The sequence below is a fragment of the Streptomyces sp. NPDC055962 genome, from assembly GCF_042270185.1.
In the GTDB taxonomy this organism is placed as follows: Bacteria; Actinomycetota; Actinomycetes; order Streptomycetales; family Streptomycetaceae; genus Streptomyces.
Genome location: NZ_JBHJYN010000004.1, coordinates 535,793 through 552,192, shown reverse-complemented (window position 1 = coordinate 552,192; position 16,400 = coordinate 535,793). Strand labels below are relative to the sequence as shown.

The 16,400-nt window shown below is 71.2% G+C and carries 9 protein-coding genes; 3 read left to right on the top strand and 6 right to left on the bottom strand.

Translation table 11 applies throughout. The features are described from left to right. The 6 genes from ACFC51_RS16055 to ACFC51_RS16030 all read right to left on the bottom strand — a co-directional run bounded on the left by ACFC51_RS16055 (position 1) and on the right by ACFC51_RS16030 (position 12,317). Positions 1-1,983 (bottom strand): ABC transporter permease, encoded by a 1,983-nt coding sequence (locus ACFC51_RS16055; RefSeq protein WP_376529197.1) that lies wholly within the window; start codon positions 1,981-1,983, stop codon positions 1-3. Then, on the bottom strand, positions 1,983-3,041 hold the full coding sequence (locus ACFC51_RS16050; protein WP_376370158.1) for a glycine betaine/L-proline ABC transporter ATP-binding protein: 1,059 nt from the start codon (positions 3,039-3,041) through the stop codon (positions 1,983-1,985). Before ACFC51_RS16050 ends, ACFC51_RS16055 begins: the two co-directional genes overlap by 1 nt. Further along, positions 3,038-4,609 carry a GMC family oxidoreductase gene (locus ACFC51_RS16045; RefSeq protein ID WP_376370157.1) on the bottom strand — a complete coding sequence of 524 codons (1,572 nt, stop codon included), beginning with the start codon at positions 4,607-4,609 and terminating at the stop codon, positions 3,038-3,040. The genes ACFC51_RS16050 and ACFC51_RS16045 overlap by 4 nt, the downstream gene beginning before the upstream one ends. A gap of 77 nt (positions 4,610-4,686) precedes the next feature. After that, a complete protein-coding gene (locus tag ACFC51_RS16040; protein WP_376370156.1) occupies positions 4,687-6,219 on the bottom strand; it encodes an aldehyde dehydrogenase family protein in 1,533 nt (510 codons plus the stop codon). Positions 6,220-7,170: 951 nt separating this feature from the next. Next, positions 7,171-9,435 (bottom strand): alpha-xylosidase, encoded by a 2,265-nt coding sequence (gene yicI, locus ACFC51_RS16035; RefSeq protein WP_376529194.1) that lies wholly within the window; start codon positions 9,433-9,435, stop codon positions 7,171-7,173. Then, positions 9,432-12,317: a glycoside hydrolase family 3 C-terminal domain-containing protein gene (locus ACFC51_RS16030; protein WP_376529191.1), complete on the bottom strand. Its 2,886-nt coding sequence runs from the start codon at positions 12,315-12,317 to the stop codon at positions 9,432-9,434. Before ACFC51_RS16030 ends, yicI begins: the two co-directional genes overlap by 4 nt. A 412-nt stretch (positions 12,318-12,729) precedes the next feature. Between ACFC51_RS16030 and ACFC51_RS16025 the strand changes: the two genes are divergently transcribed. Genes ACFC51_RS16025 through ACFC51_RS16015 form a run of 3 tightly spaced genes read left to right on the top strand, consistent with a single transcriptional unit; the run spans position 12,730 to position 16,356 of the window. Continuing rightward, complete coding sequence (locus ACFC51_RS16025; RefSeq protein WP_376370151.1) at positions 12,730-14,403, top strand: extracellular solute-binding protein; 1,674 nt, start codon at positions 12,730-12,732, stop codon at positions 14,401-14,403. 1 nt (position 14,404) lies between these two features. Beyond that, positions 14,405-15,415 (top strand): ABC transporter permease, encoded by a 1,011-nt coding sequence (locus ACFC51_RS16020; protein ID WP_376529188.1) that lies wholly within the window; start codon positions 14,405-14,407, stop codon positions 15,413-15,415. Beyond that, on the top strand, positions 15,412-16,356 hold the full coding sequence (locus tag ACFC51_RS16015) for a carbohydrate ABC transporter permease (protein ID WP_376370147.1): 945 nt from the start codon (positions 15,412-15,414) through the stop codon (positions 16,354-16,356). The genes ACFC51_RS16020 and ACFC51_RS16015 overlap by 4 nt, the downstream gene beginning before the upstream one ends. Positions 16,357-16,400: the final 44 nt, after the last annotated feature.

Genomic DNA, 16,400 nt, shown 5'->3' with positions numbered 1-16,400 from the left:
TCAGCTCTCCTTCCGCTGGCGACGGGCGGTGGGCTGGGTGACGCGGTCCAGCATCAGCCCCAGGCAGACGATGGCGGCGCCCGCGACGAGACCGGTGGCCAGATCGCCCTGCGCCAGGCCGAAGACGACCTCGTAACCGAGCGCCCCCGAGCCGACGAGGCCGCCGATGATGACCACGGCGAGGACCAGGACGACGCCCTGGTTGACGGCGAGCAGCAGCGCGGGCCTGGCCAGCGGGATCTGGACCTGGCGCAGTTGCTGGCCGCTGGTGGCGCCGAGGGAACGGGCGCACTCCATGGCGGCGGGGTCGACGCCGCGCAGCCCCTGGGTCGTGATGCGTACGACGGCGGGGAGCGCGTAGACGACGGCCGCCGCGGCGGCGGGGGCACGGCCGACGCCGAACAGGGCGACGACGGGGATGAGGTAGACGAACTGCGGCATCGTCTGGAAGACGTCAAGGACGGGGCGCAGCAGGCGTTCGAGCCGCCGGCTGCGGGCGGCGCCGACGGCGATGCCGAAGCCGAGGACCAGGGTGACGGCGACGGCCGCGATGACCTGGCTGAGCGTGTCCATCGACAGGTCCCAGACGCCGAGGACGCCGATGGCGGCCATGGCCAGGACGGCGGTGAGCGCGGTCCTCCAGGTGCCGATGGTCCAGGCGAGGGCGGCGACGATCAGCAGGACGGACCACCAGGGCAGGCCCTGGAGTCCGCTGCGGAGCGGGTTGAGGACCCAGCTGGTGAAGTGGGCGGCCCAGTCGGCGGTTCCGCCGATGACGGGGATGCCGGTGTAGAGGTGGTCGACCATCCAGTCCTTGGCGGTGTTGACCGGACCCGCGATGGCCACGATCCCGCCCTCGGGCCAGATGCGGCCGCCGGTGAAGCGGCCCACGACGGCGACCGCGGCGGCGGCCAGAGCGGCGAGGCCCCATCCGCGTGCTCCGCGCAGGGCGGCGGGACCGGTGGGCTCCGTGCCGATCTTCCGGCCGGCCGCCTCGGTCGTACGGTCCAGGACGACGGCCAGCAGCACGATCGGGATGCCCGCGGCGAGGGCCGCGCCGACGTCGACGGAGGAGAGCGCCTGGTAGACGCGGTCACCGAGGCCGCCTGCTCCGATGACGGAGGCGATGACGGCCATGGACAGCGCCATCATGATGGTCTGGTTGAGGCCGAGGAGCAGTTCCTTGCGGGCCAGCGGGAGCCGGGCGCTCAGGAGGCGCTGCCGGCCGGTCGCTCCGAGCGAGGCGACGGCCTCCATGACACCGGCGTCGGCGCCGCGCAGTCCGAGTGCGGTGAGCCGGGCCATCGGCGGCGCCGCGTAGACGACGGTGGCGAGGACCGCGCCGGGCACCCCGATGCCGAAGATCAGCACGACGGGCAGCAGGTAGGCGAAGGCGGGGAGCACCTGCATGGTGTCCAGGACGGGGCGCAGGACCCGGAAGACGCGGTCCGAGAGCCCGCCGGCCAGCCCGAGGAGCAGGCCCAGCACCACGGAGGCCAGGACCGCGACGACCATCAGGGCGAGGGTCTGCATGGTCGGCACCCACATGCCGAGCAGCCCGCAGACGAGGAAGGACGCTCCGGCGGTCAGCGCGAGGCGCCACCCGGCCGTGCGCCAGGCGACGAGCGCGGCAAGGGCGGTGACACCGGCCCAGCCGAGGGCGAGCAGCGCCAGGTAGACGCCGCGCACGGAGAGGACGACGGCGTTGCTGATGTGGCCGAAGAAGTAGAGGAACAGCGGGTGGCTGTCGCGGTTTCCGATGATCCAGTCGTTGACGTCGCCGAGCGGCCCGCTCAGGTCGACGGTCAGGGCGCCGGGCCAGACCCCGCCGCCCCAGCGCGCGTGCACGAGGGGGACGGCGACGGCGGCGATCACGAGCAGCGAGAGGATCTTGGCGAGGGCGGGCCGTGCGCGCAGCGCGGCGAGCGGGGCGCCGCCCGGGGGTCCGGAGGCCGTACGGGTGGCGGCCTGGGCGGTGGCCATCAGACGGTCACCTCACGGGCTCCGGTGCCCGCCCCCGCCACGACCTCGAGCAGGCAGGCGTGGTCGACGACCCCGAGCAGCCGGCCGTTCTCCATCACCCGGGCGACCGGGTCACCGGAGCGGGCGACGGCCTCGATGGCTTCGGAGACGGTGGCGCCGGGGCGGACGGCCGGGCCGTCGGTGCTCTCACCGGGGGCCGGGGGACGCATGGCGGTGGCGACGGTGAGGACCTGCTCGCGCGGCACGTCCTGGACGAACTCGCGGACGTAGTCGTCGGCCGGCGCGCCGACGATCTCCTCGGGGGTGCCCAGCTGGACGATGCCGCCGTCACGCATCAGTGCGATGCGGGTGCCCAGGCGGAGCGCCTCGCTGAGGTCGTGGGTGATGAAGACCATGGTGCGGCCCTCCTCGCGGTGGAGCCGGACCACCTCGTCCTGCATCTCGCGCCGGATCAGCGGGTCGAGCGCGCTGAACGGCTCGTCGAAGAGGAGGACGGACGGGTCGACGGCGAGCGCGCGGGCCAGGCCGACGCGCTGCTGCTGACCGCCGGAGAGCTGGGCGGGGCGGCGGTCCTCGAGGCCGGCGAGGCCGACCTTCTCGACCAGTTCGGCCGCCTTGGCGCGCCGTTCGGCCTTGCCGAGGCCCTGGATCTCCAGGCCGTAGGCGACGTTGTCGAGGACGGTGCGGTGCGGGAGCAGCCCGAAGTGCTGGAAGACCATCGCGGCCCGGTGGCGGCGCAGTTCGCGCAGACGGGTGGTGTCCATGGCCAGGACGTCCTCGCCGTCGATGGCGAGGGTGCCGCTGGTGGGCTCGATGAGCCGGGTCAGACAGCGGACCAGGGTGGACTTGCCGGAGCCCGACAGGCCCATGACGACGAAGACTTCGCCCTTCTCCACGTCGAAGGACACGTCCCGCACGGCGGCGGTGCACCCGGTGCGCTCGCGCAGTTCCGCCGGAGGCAGGGCGGCGAACTCGCTCCCGGGGACGCGGTCGGCCTTGGGCCCGAAGACCTTCCACAGGTTCCGGACGCTGAAAACAGGGGTACCGGCTTCACTCATCGGACATCGCCTCCGGTGGTCGGGGTCGCTCGGAGCAGTTCGGCGCACTTCTCGCCCACCATCAGGACACCGATCATGGGGTTCACGGCGGGCATGGTCGGGAAGACGGAGGCGTCGGCGATGCGGATGCCCTCCAGGCCCTGGATCCGCAGCTGCGGGTCCACGACCGCCATCGGGTCGCCGGCCGCCCCCATCCGGCAGGTGCCCGCCGGGTGGTAGACCGTGTGGGCGACCTTGCGGGCGTACTCGCTGATGTCCTCGTCGGACGTGACCTCGGGTCCGGGGCACACCTCGCGCTTGAGCCAGTGGGCCAGCGGCTCGGTCCTCGCTATCTCGCGGGCGAGCTTGATGCCGTCGACGAGGGTGCGGCCGTCGTAGTCGTCCTCGTCGGTGAAGTAGCGGAAGTCCAGGGCCGGTTTGACCTCGGGGTCGGCGCTGGTGAGGGAGAGCCGGCCGCGGCTGCGCGGCTTGGGGATGTTCGGGGTCATCGACACGCCGTGCTCGGGCCTCTCGTAGCCGAGGCGCTCCGGGTTGTCGGTGAAGGGGATCTGGTAGAAGTGGAACATCAGGTCGGGGCCCCGGGATCCGGGGTCGCGGCGTACGAAGAGGCCCGCGTCGGAGTCCATCGCGGAGTTCTCCGGGATGGGCCCGTCGGTCTCCCAGACGATGACCGACTCGGGGTGGTCGAGCAGGTTCTCGCCGACGCCCGGGGCGTCGTGGACGACGGGGATGCCGAGCGCGGTGAGGTCCTCCGCCGGTCCGACGCCCGAGTGCATCAGCAGCCGGGGGGTGTCCACCGCTCCCGCGCAGACGATGACCTCACGGGCGGCGCGCAGGAGGATCTCCTCGCCGTCCTTCGTCCGGACGTGCACCCCGGTGGCCCGGTCGCCCTCGAACTCCAGGCGGTACGCCCATGTCTCCAGCAGGATCGACAGGTTGGGGCGGTCGCCCGCCTCGATGTGCGGGTGGAGGTAGGCGACGGACGCGGAGGAGCGCTTGTTGTTCTCCGGGTGGTACGCCAGGTCGAAGAAGCCGGCGCCCTCGTGGAAGGGCTTCTTGTTGAAGCTGTCGACACGGGGGACTCCGGCGGCCGCCTGGGCGGCGTCGACGAAGTCGCGGGCGATGGCGTTCCGGTCCTTCTCGTCGACCGGCACGATGTGGTTGCGCAGCCGGGCGAAGTACGGGTCCATGGCGGCGGCGTCCCAGCCGTCGGCCCCGGCCTCGGCCCATTCGTCCCAGTCACCGGGCAGCGGCTTGAAGCTGATCAGCGTGTTGTGCGACGAGCAGCCGCCGAGGACGCGGGCACGGCTGTGCCGGATGTGGGAGTTGCCCCGGGGCTGCTCGGTGGTGGGGTAGTCGTAGTCCAGGTCGCCGCCGAGGAGGCCGAGCCACCGGCGAAGCGTGAGGACGTCCTCGCGGTCGATGTCGGTGGGCCCGCCCTCGACGACGGTGACGGTGACACCGGCGTCCTCGGTGAGGCGGGAGGCGATGACCGAGCCGGCGGTGCCGCCTCCGACGATCACGTAGTCAACCGGTTCGGGGCGTGCGGTGCTGGGGGACGGGGGCATCGGTCACTGCTCCTTCTGCAAGGTTCTGACGTGTGCGTGGTACTGCGAACAGCCGGGCGGGAAGGTGCCGGTCGTCCTCAGCCGGCGAACCAGCGCTGCGGGCGCGGGTTGAGGTTCTGGTAGATGTGCTTGGACTCGCGGTACTCGGCGAGCCCGGTCGGACCGAGTTCACGGCCCGTGCCGGACTTTCCGAAGCCTCCCCATTCGGCCTGCGGTAGGTAGGGGTGGTAGTCGTTGATCCAGACGGTGCCGTGCCGGAGCCGGCCCGCGACGCGCCGGGCCCGGCCCGCGTCGGTGGTCCACACGGCGCCCGCGAGGCCGTAGTCCGTGTCGTTGGCCAGGGTGACGGCCTCCTCCTCGGTGCGGAAGGTCTCCACGGTGAGGATCGGGCCGAAGGTCTCCTCACGGACCACCTTCATCTCCCGGTGGCAGCCGTCCAGGACGGTCGGCCGGTAGAAGTAGCCGCTCGCGGGCCGGATGTCGGTGGGCTCGGGGCGGGCGCCGCCGGAGCGGACCACCGCACCCTCCTCGCGGGCGGACGCCACGTACGCCTCGACCTTGGCGAGCTGCTGCGCGGAGACGAGCGGGCCGCATTCGACGCCGTCCACGGTGCCCCGGCCGAGCCGGATCGCGTCGGCGCGCCGGGCGAGCTCGGTGACGAAGCGCTCGCTGACGCACTCCTCGACGATGAGGCGGGCACCGGCGGAGCAGACCTGGCCGCTGTGGAAGAACGCGGCGTTCAGGGCCTGGTCGACGGCGGTGTCGAAGCCGTCGTCGGTGGCGCAGGCGTCGGCGAACACGACGTTGGGGTTCTTGCCGCCGAGCTCCAGGGCGACCTTCTTGACGGTGGGGGCGGCGGCCCGGGCGACCTTCGTGCCGCTGGCGAGTCCGCCGGTGAAGGAGACCAGGTCGACGTCCGGGTGCTCGGAGAGCCGGGCACCGACGGGGTCGCCCGCGCCCGTGACGAGGTTGGCGGCGCCGTCGGGGAGTCCGGCCTCCGCGAGCAGGCGGATCAGGTGCACGGTGGAGAGCGGGGTGACCTCGCTGGGCTTGAGCACGAAGGTGTTGCCAGCGGCGAGGGCCGGAGCGATCTTCCAGCTGGCCTGGAGCAGCGGGTAGTTCCACGGGGCGATCAGGGCGCAGACGCCGACCGGCTCGTGCACGACGACGCTGTGCACGTCGGGGTCGCCGGCGTCGACGACCCGGCCGCCGCTCTCGTTCATGACGAGGTCGGCGAAGTAGCGGAAGGCGTTGGTGACGTCGTCGACGTCGACGCGGCCCTCCTCCAGGGTCTTGCCGGTGTCGCGGCTCTCGATGATCGCGATCTCCTCGCGGTCCCGCTGGAGGAGCCCGGCGACCCGGCGCAGCAGCTCGGCTCGCTCGCCGACCGGGCGGTGCGGCCAGGGGCCGTCGTCGAAGGCGCGGCGCGCGGCGGCCACGGCCGCGTCGGTGTCCTCGGTGCCGCCCTCGGCGACGAGCGCCAGGACGGTGGCGTCGGCGGGGTCGAGGACCTCGCGTGTCGCGCCCGAGGCGGCCGCCTTCCACACGCCGTCGATGTGGAGGGTGTCCAGGGCGGCCGTGGAGGGGGCCGACGAGGGGTGAGCCGACATGTAGTGGTCTGCCTTCCGTGCCTGAATTGCTCCGCACCGGTCCGGCCGAGCACTGTTCCGCGCCGGTGGACCGGGATGGGGGCACACCAGCAGCCCGGACACCTCTCCGGTCCGGCGGAATGTATGCCGAAGAATTCACCCTGGGTGACATGACTCACTGGTGGGTCCGCCACGGGACGCAGCGGCAGGCTCCCGCACCGTTCGATCTTCATGCAGACGACCGGCCGGCGGATGGCCGCTCGGGCGGAAACGGGCCCTACGCCCCGGGCCCGCCCTGGACGGAAACGGCCGGACGGCGCCCCGTGCCGCCGCCCGGCCCGGCCCTCGACGGCGTACACGTGCCGACCACCACCGGGGGCGTCCGCAGGCGGCCCGGCCGGGACCGGCCGGTGGACCGGGACGGCGAACACCTGGGGACCGATCCGGTGATCACCGGCCGGGGGCGCCGGCCCGCTCCCCGGTGCCTCGGCCGACGGTCGCCAGGGGCGCGCCCGGACCGGAGCCGCCGACGGACGGCTCTCCGCTCCCACCGGGGCAGCGGGCCGGAAGGAGGTCATCCGTCCTCCGAGGCGGCCGGCAGCGGCCGTGTAGATGGCGCCCGGCCGCCCGTCACAGGCGTACGGGTACAGCGGCGACCACAGCATCTCCGCCGCACCGCCCGCACCTGCGGCGCGCACGGCTCGCAGCAGGTCCTGGGCCCGCGAGAACCGCGCCGGCCCGCCGGTGCGGCGCCTGCCGGCGCTCCGGCCCTTCAGAGCCGGCACCTGCTGATGACGGGCGGCGCGACGATCGCCTCCTGGCGGGTGCGGGCACCGGGAGCCGTGCTCCCTCGCCGAATGCACAGGGCCAGGAGGCGGTGACCACTCCGCCCCCTGACCCCTGGGCCGGGCGACGGTGACCACTCCGCCCCCCGGCCTGGGCGACGGTGACCACTCCGTCGCCCGGTGCGGGTCAGACGACGACCGCTCCCGTCCCCTCACCCGCGGAACCGGACTCCTCGACCGTCACCCGGTACGGCCGGTCCGTGCCCTCCGCCGTGACGTGGACCCCGTCCGGGTGCCGTACGACGCGGAACACGGCAGCCGGGCTGCCGGTCAGGTCCGGCACGGTGACGGTCCGCTCGCCGGTGTCCGATCCGAACACCCGCAGGGTGAGCCCGTCGAGCCAGTCGCCGTCCGGACGCTGGTCGTCGGCGCCCCACGGGAGGACGGCGCCGTCCCTGACCAGCAGGGGCAGGCTGTCGAAGTCGTGCGTCTCGTGCCGCCAGCCGGGGCCGGTGACGCGCTCGCCGGTGAGCAGCGAGGTCCAGGTGCCCTCGGGCACGTAGTACTCGACCGCGCCGTCCTCCGTGAAGACCGGGGCGACCAGCAGGTCCGGGCCGAGCATGTACTGCCGGTCCAGGGTGCGCGAGGCGGGGTCTCCGGGGAACTCCGCCAGCATCGGCCGCATCATCGGGACACCCGTACGGTGCGCCTCGGCGGCCACCCCGTAGAGGTAGGGCATGAGCCGGTGCTTGAGCAGGGTGAACGTCCGCGCGACGTCGACGGCTTCCTCACCGAACTCCCACGGGACCCGGTAGGAGACGTTGCCGTGGAGCCGGCTGTGCGAGGAGAGCAGTCCGAAGGCGAGCCAGCGCTTGAAGACCGCCGGGTCGGGGGTGCCCTCGAAGCCGCCGATGTCGTGGCTCCAGAAGCCGAAGCCGGACAGGGACAGCGATAGGCCGCCGCGCAGGGACTCCGCCATCGCCGTGAACGAGGCGAAGCAGTCGCCGCCCCAGTGCACCGGGAACTGCTGCCCGCCGGCCGTCGCGGAGCGGGCGAAGAGCACCGCCTCCCCGGTGCCGCGCTCCTTCTCCAGGAGGTCGAAGACGGTGCGGTTGTAGATCTGTGCGTAGTAGTTGTGCATGCGCTGCGGGTCGGAGCCGTCGTGCCAGACGACGTCCGTGGGGATGCGCTCGCCGAAGTCGGTCTTGAAGCAGTCGACCCCCTGGTCGAGCAGGACGCGCAGCTTGTCGTCGTACCAGGCGCGGGCGGCCGGGTTGGTGAAGTCGACCAGCGCCATACCGGGCTGCCACAGGTCCCACTGCCAGATGTCGCCGTTGGGCCGGCGCACCAGGTAGCCGTGCTCGGCGCCCTCCGCGAACAGGGACGACTTCTGGGCGATGTAGGGGTTGATCCACATGCTGATGCGGAGGCCGCGCTCCTTGAGGCGGGCCAGCATGCCCTCCGGGTCGGGGAAGACCTCGGGGTCCCAGAGGAAGTCCGACCACTGGTACTCGCGCATCCAGAAGCAGTCGAAGTGGAAGACGCTCAACGGGATCCCCCGCTCGGCCATGCCGTCGACGAAGGAGGTGACGGTGGCCTCGTCGTACGAGGTGCAGAACGAGGTGGTCAGCCAGAGGCCGAACGACCAGGCCGGGGGCAGCGCGGGGCGGCCGGTGAGGGCCGTGTACCGGGACAGGACGTCCTTCGGGGTCGGGCCCGCGACGATGTAGTACTCCAGCGACTGGTCCTCGACGCTGAACTGCACCTGTCCGACGGACTCCGAGCCGACCTCGAAGGAGACCTTGCCGGGGTGGTTGACGAAGACGCCGTAGCCGCGCGAGGAGAGGTAGAAGGGGATGTTCTTGTAGGCCAGTTCGCTGCTGGTGCCGCCGTCGGCCTGCCAGATGTCGACGGTCTGGCCGTTCTTCACGAACGGGGTGAAGCGCTCGCCGAGGCCGTAGACGTTCTCTCCCACCTCCAGGGCGAGCTGGGCGATCATGTGGTGGGCCCCGTCGGGCGTGGAGGCGAAGGCCGTCCCCTTCGGGTCCACCCCGGTGAGCCGCCGGCCCTCGCCGTCGAGGAAGGTGATCCCCCAGGGGCCGTCCCCGTCCATGCGCAACGTCAGGGGACCGCTGGTGAGTTCGGTGACCGCGCCGTCCCGGCGGGTACGGGCGGTGGGGGCCGCGGTGTCGTCCGCGAGGATCGTGAAGTCCGGCCCCCGCCGGGCCCTGCCCGCGTGATGGGTGGTGCGGACGCCGATGACGCCCTCGGCCGGGGAGAAGCATTCGACCGTGATCAGCGGGGTGTTGAGCGTGTCGCCGCGTGCCGCGACGCGCTTGACCGCCGCGTACGCGGTGAAGCGGTCGGCTTCCACACGCAGGTCACGGATCTCGGTCGCGTAGGAGGCGCGGACGCCTTCACGCATGAGCCAGAAGCCGTCGGTGAACTTCATGCGGACTCCTTGCCGGTGACGACGTCGATGCGGGCGAGACGCACGGACCCGTTGAGCCCGATGTGCAGGTCCTGCACGCCGCCGAGGCCGAGCGTGGCCTCGACGGTGCGGTAGTCGTAGGGACCGTCGGTGCCGGGGAGCAGGACCTCCAGGCTGTGCCCGTCCACACCCACGACGATGCTTCCCTTCCCCGACACCAGCAGAGCCAGCCCGTCCACGCCGTCCCCGAAGTCACACGCGGTGTAAAGGAGTCGCCCTTCCACTCCGGAGGCGGCGGGCGCGACGGCGTCACCGTCGGCCTTCGCGCGGTCGACGATCTCCGTGTCGCGCTGGCTGTCGAAGTCGGCCGCCTCCAGGCCCCGCGCCGCCACCGGGCGCGGTCCCGCCGCCTCCCCGTCGACCACCGCCGTGGCGGTGAGCCGGATGTCGGCGCTGGACGCGCCCGCGAGGATCTCGTACGCACCCGGCTCGACGGTCCACCGGCCGTGCGCCACGTTCCAGTGGCCCAGTTCCGCCACGGGAACGAAGAACTCGACACGCTCCGCGGCGCCCGGAGCGAGGTGCAGCCTGCGGTGCCCGACCAGCTTGCGCCGCGGCAGGTCCGGGGTCTCGTCCGGCCCGGCCGCGCGGACGTAGAGCTGGGTCACCTCGTCGGCTGCGGTCCCGCCCTCGTTGGCCACGGTCCAGGACACGCGTAGCCGCTGCCCCTCCCTCTCCGTGCGCAGCCCGGTGTAGGTGAAGTCGGCGTAGGCCAGGCCGTGTCCGAACGGGAAGAGCGGAGTGCCGTCGAAATAGAGGTAGGTCTGCCGTGAGCCGATGATGTCGTAGTCGAAGAGGCCGGGAAGGTCGTCGTCGCCCGCGTACCAGGTCTGCGGGAGCCGGCCGGCCGGGGACACGTCGCCGGCGAGCACCCGTGCCAGCGCCGCGCCCGTGGCCTGGCCGCCGTGCGCCGTCCACAGCAGGGCCGGCAGGCTGTCCGCCGCGTCGCCGACGGCGTACGGGTAGGCCGAGGCCAGGACCAGGACGGTACGCGGGTTGGCGGCGTGCGCGGCGCGCCACAGCCGGTCCTGCTGGGCCGGCAGGGCGAGGGTCGTGCGGTCCTCGGTCTCGCGCCCGTTGATGTGGGGGTCGTTCCCGGCGACGACGATCACGGTGTCGGCCGCCGCGGCGGCCCTGGCCACGGCGTCGGCGCCGTGCTCGACGGTCTCCAGCGCGAAGACGGTGGCGTCGTCGCCGGAGATCTTCTCACCGGAGACGGCAACCTTCGCGCCGTCGGCGGCGACAGACACGTATCCACCCGTCCCGATGTGCAGAAGGCGGTGCCCGCCGTCGTGTCCCTCCACCGCTTCCAGGCGGAACGTCTCCTGGACGACCCAGCCGCCCGGCTCGTCGGCGGACGCCCTGACGTATCCGTCGTCGGCGACCGAGAGGTACAGCCCCTCGTCGGTCCGCAGGGTGAGGACGCCGTCGCCCCAGTCGACGAGGGCCAGTTCGGTGGCTTCCCCGCCGCAGGTCAGCGGAGGCAGATCGGTGCGGCCGGCCAGGAGCGCCGGGTCGAGGGCACCCTCGGCGCCGCGGGCCCCACCGCCCGCCGCACTCCCGGCCTCGGGCACCCGGAGCCAGCCGTCGGAGCTCTTCAGCCGGATCCGGTCCACGCCCTCCGCGTACAGGACGGCGTCCGCTCCGTAGCGTTCGCGGATCCCGTCGAGCGGCGTCGAGCGGTGCATGAGCGTGCCGCTGTACCAGTCGAGCTTGCAGGCGTCGCCGAGAAGTCCGACCACCGCGACGGTGCGCCCGCTCCTCGGCTCCAGCGGCAGCAGGCCGTCGTTCTTCAGCAGGACGACGGCCTGTTCGGCGGCCTCCAGGGCGAGTGCGCGGTGCTCCTCGGTGTCCAGGGCCTCCACCCCCGCGTACGGATCGAGCCCGGGGTCGAACTCGCCGAGCGCGAGGCGCATGGAGAGCAGCCGGTGGACCGCTGTGTCGATGTCGCTCTCTTCGACGAGGCCCTTCGCGAGCGCGTCGCGGATGCGGCCGGTCATGATGCCGGAGTCCGTGCCGTGGTCGGTGAAGCTGTCGACCCCCGCCTTCAGGGAGGCGGCGGTGGCCTCCTCGTGGGTGTCGAAGTAATGCTCGGAGTCGACCAGGTTGGAGGGCGCGCCCGCGTCCGAGCAGACGACGAGCGGCTGGTCGGTCCAGCTCCGCAGGTGCTGCTCCAGGAGCGGGGAGACGTGGTTCGGACGGCCGTTGACGAGGTTGTAGGCGGGCATGACCCCGGCCACCGCTCCCGCGCTCACGGCGTCACGGAAGGCGCGCAGGTCGTACTCGTGGAGGACCCGCGGCCGGACCGAGGAGGACGCGGTGTCCCGGTCGGTCTCGTTGTTGTGCGCGAGCCAGTGCTTGAGCACGGGGGCGGTGCGCCAGTACTGCGGGTGGTCGCCGCGCAGCCCCCGGGTGTAGGCGACGGCGATGGCAGAGGTCAGCGCCGGGTCCTCGGAGTACCCCTCCTCGCCGCGGCCCCACAGCGGGTGGCGCAGCAGATTGACCGTCGGGGCCCAGACGTTGAGTCCGACGCGGTCGTCCTGGGCGCGCTTGGCCCGCACCTCGTTGCCGACGGCCTCGCCGATGCGGCGGACGAGGTCGTCGTTCCAGGTGGCGCCGAGCCCGACGGCCTGCGGGAAGACGGTGGCGGGCCCCATCCAGGCGACCCCGTGGAGAGCCTCCTGCCCGGTACGGAACGGGCCGACGCCCAGCCGCTCCACCGCGGGGGCGAACTGATGCAGCATCGCGATCCGCTCGTCGAGCGTGAGCCGCCCGAGCAGATCGTCGGCGCGCAGGGAGAAGGACAGCTGCGGGTCGCGAAAGGGAAACGGATGGTCCGTCACGTGCGGGTCCCCTTGGAGAGGTGGGAGGTCTTCCGGGTCTGCGGGAGTCGAAGAGTTCCTCGATGTGAGGCGATGATCCTTCGAAGCGCTTCGATGCTCTGCGGCCAACCCCGCACGTGTCAAGGGTGCTACCGCCTCAAAGGCGCCCTTACGGACGCATCAAAGCCGTTTCACACCAGGAAACGGTTCGGAAACAGGTCGGAGGAATATCGAAACGAACTCTTGTGTGACCGGAACCGTTCACTTAATCTCGCTGCAACATCGAAGCGCTTCGACGAGGCAGCCCGTTGACCGCTTCAGCTCAGCCGGCGCAGTGCCGCCGGCTCGGCCGGTAACGCCCCTACCTCAGACACAGGGCCGAGCGGCAGTCGCCGCCGCGGGCCGTCCTGTTGCACCACGAAGGGTTGACGCAATGACGCCGAACTCCCCCTCCGCTCCCAGCCGGAGACGATTCCTCGCCTCCTCCGTGGTCGTCGCGGCAGCCGTGGGCGGCGGGATGCCGCTCCTCGCCGCCTGCGGCGGTGGTTCCGGCGGTTCGAAGAACGAGGGCACGACCACGGGCAAGAAGCTGAAGGACATCCTTCCGGCCTTCGTGCCGTCCAAGGCTGTCACCGGGGACATCCCCGCGAAGAACGGCTCCGCCGTCGGCTTCACCACCGCGCTCCCGGCCGCTCAACTGGCCGTGTCCGTACCCAAGAAGCTGGGCAAGGGCAGCGAGCTGAGCATCATGGCGCCGCTGTGGGGCACCTCGCCCGGCGAGGGCAACCCGTACTGGACCGCCATGGACGAGGCGGTCGGCGTCAAGGTCACGTGGCAGAACCAGGACGGCAACGTCTACGGCCAGAAGCTCGGCGCGGTGCTCGCCTCCAGCAGCATCCCGGACGCCGTCGTCATCCCCGGCTGGGAGCTGGGCGGCAAGATCCCCAGCGCCATCGCCAACAAGTTCGCCGACCTCGGCCCCTACCTCTCGGGCGACAAGGTCAAGGACTACCCGAACCTCGCGGCCATCCCCACGGGCGCCTGGCAGCGCGGCGTCTTCGCCGAGAAACTGCGCGGCCTGCCCATGCCCGCCGAGTCGACGCCCAACATCACCCCCTTCTACCGCGCGGACATCTTCGAGGAGAAGGGGTACGAGGTCCCGACCACCACGCAGGAGTTCTACGACCTCTGCAAGGAGATCAACGCCCCGAAGAGCAAGGTGTGGGCGTGCAGCGACATGACGTGGTCGGCCTTCGTCTTCTTCGGGGTGCTGCCGGAGAAGCCGTACTACTGGAAGCTCGTCGACGGCAAGCTGGTCAACCGCTACGAGACCCCGGAGTACCTCGAGGCGCTGGAGTGGTCGCGTTCGCTGTACTCGGCGGGCTTCGTCCACCCGGACGCCAAGGCCGAGACGGGTGACATGCGCACCACGTTCTCCTCCGGCAACGCCCTCATGTACAACGCGGACATCTCCGACTGGTACGCCGCGACCGCGATCCAGCGGCTGGACAAGCCGGAGTTCCGGATGGGCGCGATGGACTTCTTCGCCCACGACGGCGGCGACCCGGTGATCTACGAGGCCGCGCCCTCGAACATCTGGTGCTTCGTCAACAAGAACGCGGACAAGAAGACGATCGAGGACATCCTCGCCCTCGCCAACTACACCGCGGCCCCGTACGGCACCAAGGAGCAGCGTCTGAAGGCGTACGGGATCGAGGGCACCCACCACACCCTCAAGGACGGCGTCCTCGTCAAGACGGAGCAGGGCAACAACCAGGTCTTCGCCACCTACGAGTACGTGGCCTCCCCCGCCCCCTTCCGCGCCTACCCCGACCACCCGGACGTGGTGAAGGGCGTCATCGAATGGCAGCAGCGCCAGGGCGCGCACCTGAGGAAGCCGCTCTTCCACGGCATGCAGATCCAGGAGCCCACCCGCTACACCGAGCTCAACGCGCAGTTCGAGGACCTGGAGAAGGACATCGTGCGCGGCCGCAAGAAGGTGAGCGACATGCAGCAGGCGGTCTCCGACTGGAAGACCAAGGGCGGCGACAGGCTTCGCGACTGGTACGAGAAGCTGCTCGACGAGACCGGTGAGTCGGCCTCCTGACATGTCACTGAGCACAGACGACCGGCGCGTGCAGGAGACGCCGCCGGTCACGACACGGGCGGGCGGCGGACGGCCGGTGACCGCGCGCATGCCGCTGCGCCACCGGCTGCGCCGGGACCGCACCCTCCTGCTGATGACGCTGCCGGCGATGCTGCTGCTGCTGGTCTTCGCGTACATCCCGCTGGCCGGCAACGTCGTCGCCTTCCAGGACTACGACCCGTACGTCGCGGACAACGCCTTCGACGCGATCGCGCAGAGTCCCTGGGTCGGGTTCGAGTGGTTCCAGCAGATGGTGAACGACCGGCTGTTCTGGTCGGCGCTGCGGAACACACTGACGATCTTCCTCCTCCAGCTGACGCTGTTCTTCCCGGTGCCGGTCCTGCTCGCGCTGTTCATCAACAGCTTCGTGCGTCCCCGGGTGCGGGCGGTGGCGCAGGCGATCCTCTACCTGCCCCACTTCTTCTCCTGGGTCCTGGTCGTCACCGTGTTCCAGCAGATGTTCGGCGGGGCCGGACTCATCGCGCAGACCCTGCGGGAGAACGGCCATGAGGGCTTCGACCTCATGACCGACCCCGGTCTGTTCAAGTTCCTGATCACCTTCGAGATGATCTGGAAGGACGCCGGCTGGGGCGTCATCGTCTTCCTCGCCGCCCTGGCGGCGGTCAGCCCGGACCTCTACGAGGCGAGCGCCATGGACGGCGCGAACCGCTGGCGCCGCATGTGGCACATCACACTGCCCGCCCTGCGCCCCGTCGTGGCGCTGCTGCTGGTGCTGCAGGTGGGCAATGCCCTGACCGTCGGCTTCGAGCAGATCCTGCTCCAGCGCACGGCGGTCGGTCCGGGTGCCTCCGAGGTGCTCGACACGTACGTCTGGAACGTCGGTATCACCAACGGCGGGTTCAGTTACGCGGCGGCCGTCGGGATCGTCAAGGGAATCTTCGGTCTGCTGCTGGTCCTCGGGGCCAACAAGGTCGCCCATCTCATGGGTGAGCAGGGGGTGTACAAGAAATGAGCAGCCTGCTCTCCGGCCTGACCGGCTTGGGCGGCGTGAAGCCGGGAACCCGCGGACGTCTGCGACCGGTGTGGGAGGAGGAGCCGTCGAGAACGGGACTCGCCTCCAAGGGCGTGTTCCTGGTCGGGGTCTGCCTCGCCGTGCTGTTCCCCCTGTGGGTCGTGGTCGTCACCAGCCTGTCCTCGGTGAGGACCATCACCGAGGCCGGCGGACTGGTGGTGATCCCCCGGGGCATCACGTTCGTCGCCTACCAGGAGCTCCTGGGCGGCGGCCAGGTCACGCGTGCCACCGTGATCAGCCTCTGTGTGACCCTCGTCGGGACGCTCTTCAGCATGACCGTGTCGGTCCTGTGCGCCTACGGCCTGTCCCGTACGGGTTCGGTGCTGCACCGGCCGCTGCTGGTGTTCATGCTCGCCACGATGTTCTTCGGCGCCGGACTCATCCCCACCTATCTGGTGGTGCAGGGTCTCGGCCTCACGGACTCCTATCTGGCGCTGATCCTCCCGAGCGCGCTGAACGTCTTCAACATCCTGGTGCTGCGCGCCTTCTTCATGAGCACGGCCCAGGAGCTCATCGAGAGTGCCCGGATCGACGGGGCCGGCGACTTCCGCATCCTCTGGCAGATCGTCATGCCACTGTCCCGTGCGGTCATCGCCGTGATCACGCTGTTCTACGCGGTCGGTTACTGGAGCGCCTGGTTCAACGCCTCCCTCTACATCAGCGATCCGGAGATGCTGCCGCTCCAGAACGTGATGAACCAGCTCGTGCTCAAGCAGGAGCGGCCCACCGGCCTCGCCCAGGTCATCAACACGGGCCACCTGTCGCCGCTGGCCATCCAGATGGCGGTCATGGTGCTCGCGCTGATCCCTGTCGCGTTCCTGTCACCGTTCGTCCAGAAGCACTTCAAGGAAGGCATGCTCACCGGCGCCGTCAAGGGCTGAGCCCGTCCCCTTCCCGCAGTCACCCGTCACTCCCCCACCGGAGG

Coding starts and splice junctions, on each gene's coding strand:
- ACFC51_RS16055 (WP_376529197.1), bottom strand. CDS start 1,983: ATGGCCACCGCCCAGGCCGCCACCCGTACGGCCTCCGGACCCCCGGGC.
- ACFC51_RS16050 (WP_376370158.1), bottom strand. CDS start 3,041: ATGAGTGAAGCCGGTACCCCTGTTTTCAGCGTCCGGAACCTGTGGAAG.
- ACFC51_RS16045 (WP_376370157.1), bottom strand. CDS start 4,609: ATGCCCCCGTCCCCCAGCACCGCACGCCCCGAACCGGTTGACTACGTG.
- ACFC51_RS16040 (WP_376370156.1), bottom strand. CDS start 6,219: ATGTCGGCTCACCCCTCGTCGGCCCCCTCCACGGCCGCCCTGGACACC.
- yicI (WP_376529194.1), bottom strand. CDS start 9,435: ATGAAGTTCACCGACGGCTTCTGGCTCATGCGTGAAGGCGTCCGCGCC.
- ACFC51_RS16025 (WP_376370151.1), top strand. CDS start 12,730: ATGACGCCGAACTCCCCCTCCGCTCCCAGCCGGAGACGATTCCTCGCC.
- ACFC51_RS16020 (WP_376529188.1), top strand. CDS start 14,405: ATGTCACTGAGCACAGACGACCGGCGCGTGCAGGAGACGCCGCCGGTC.
- ACFC51_RS16015 (WP_376370147.1), top strand. CDS start 15,412: ATGAGCAGCCTGCTCTCCGGCCTGACCGGCTTGGGCGGCGTGAAGCCG.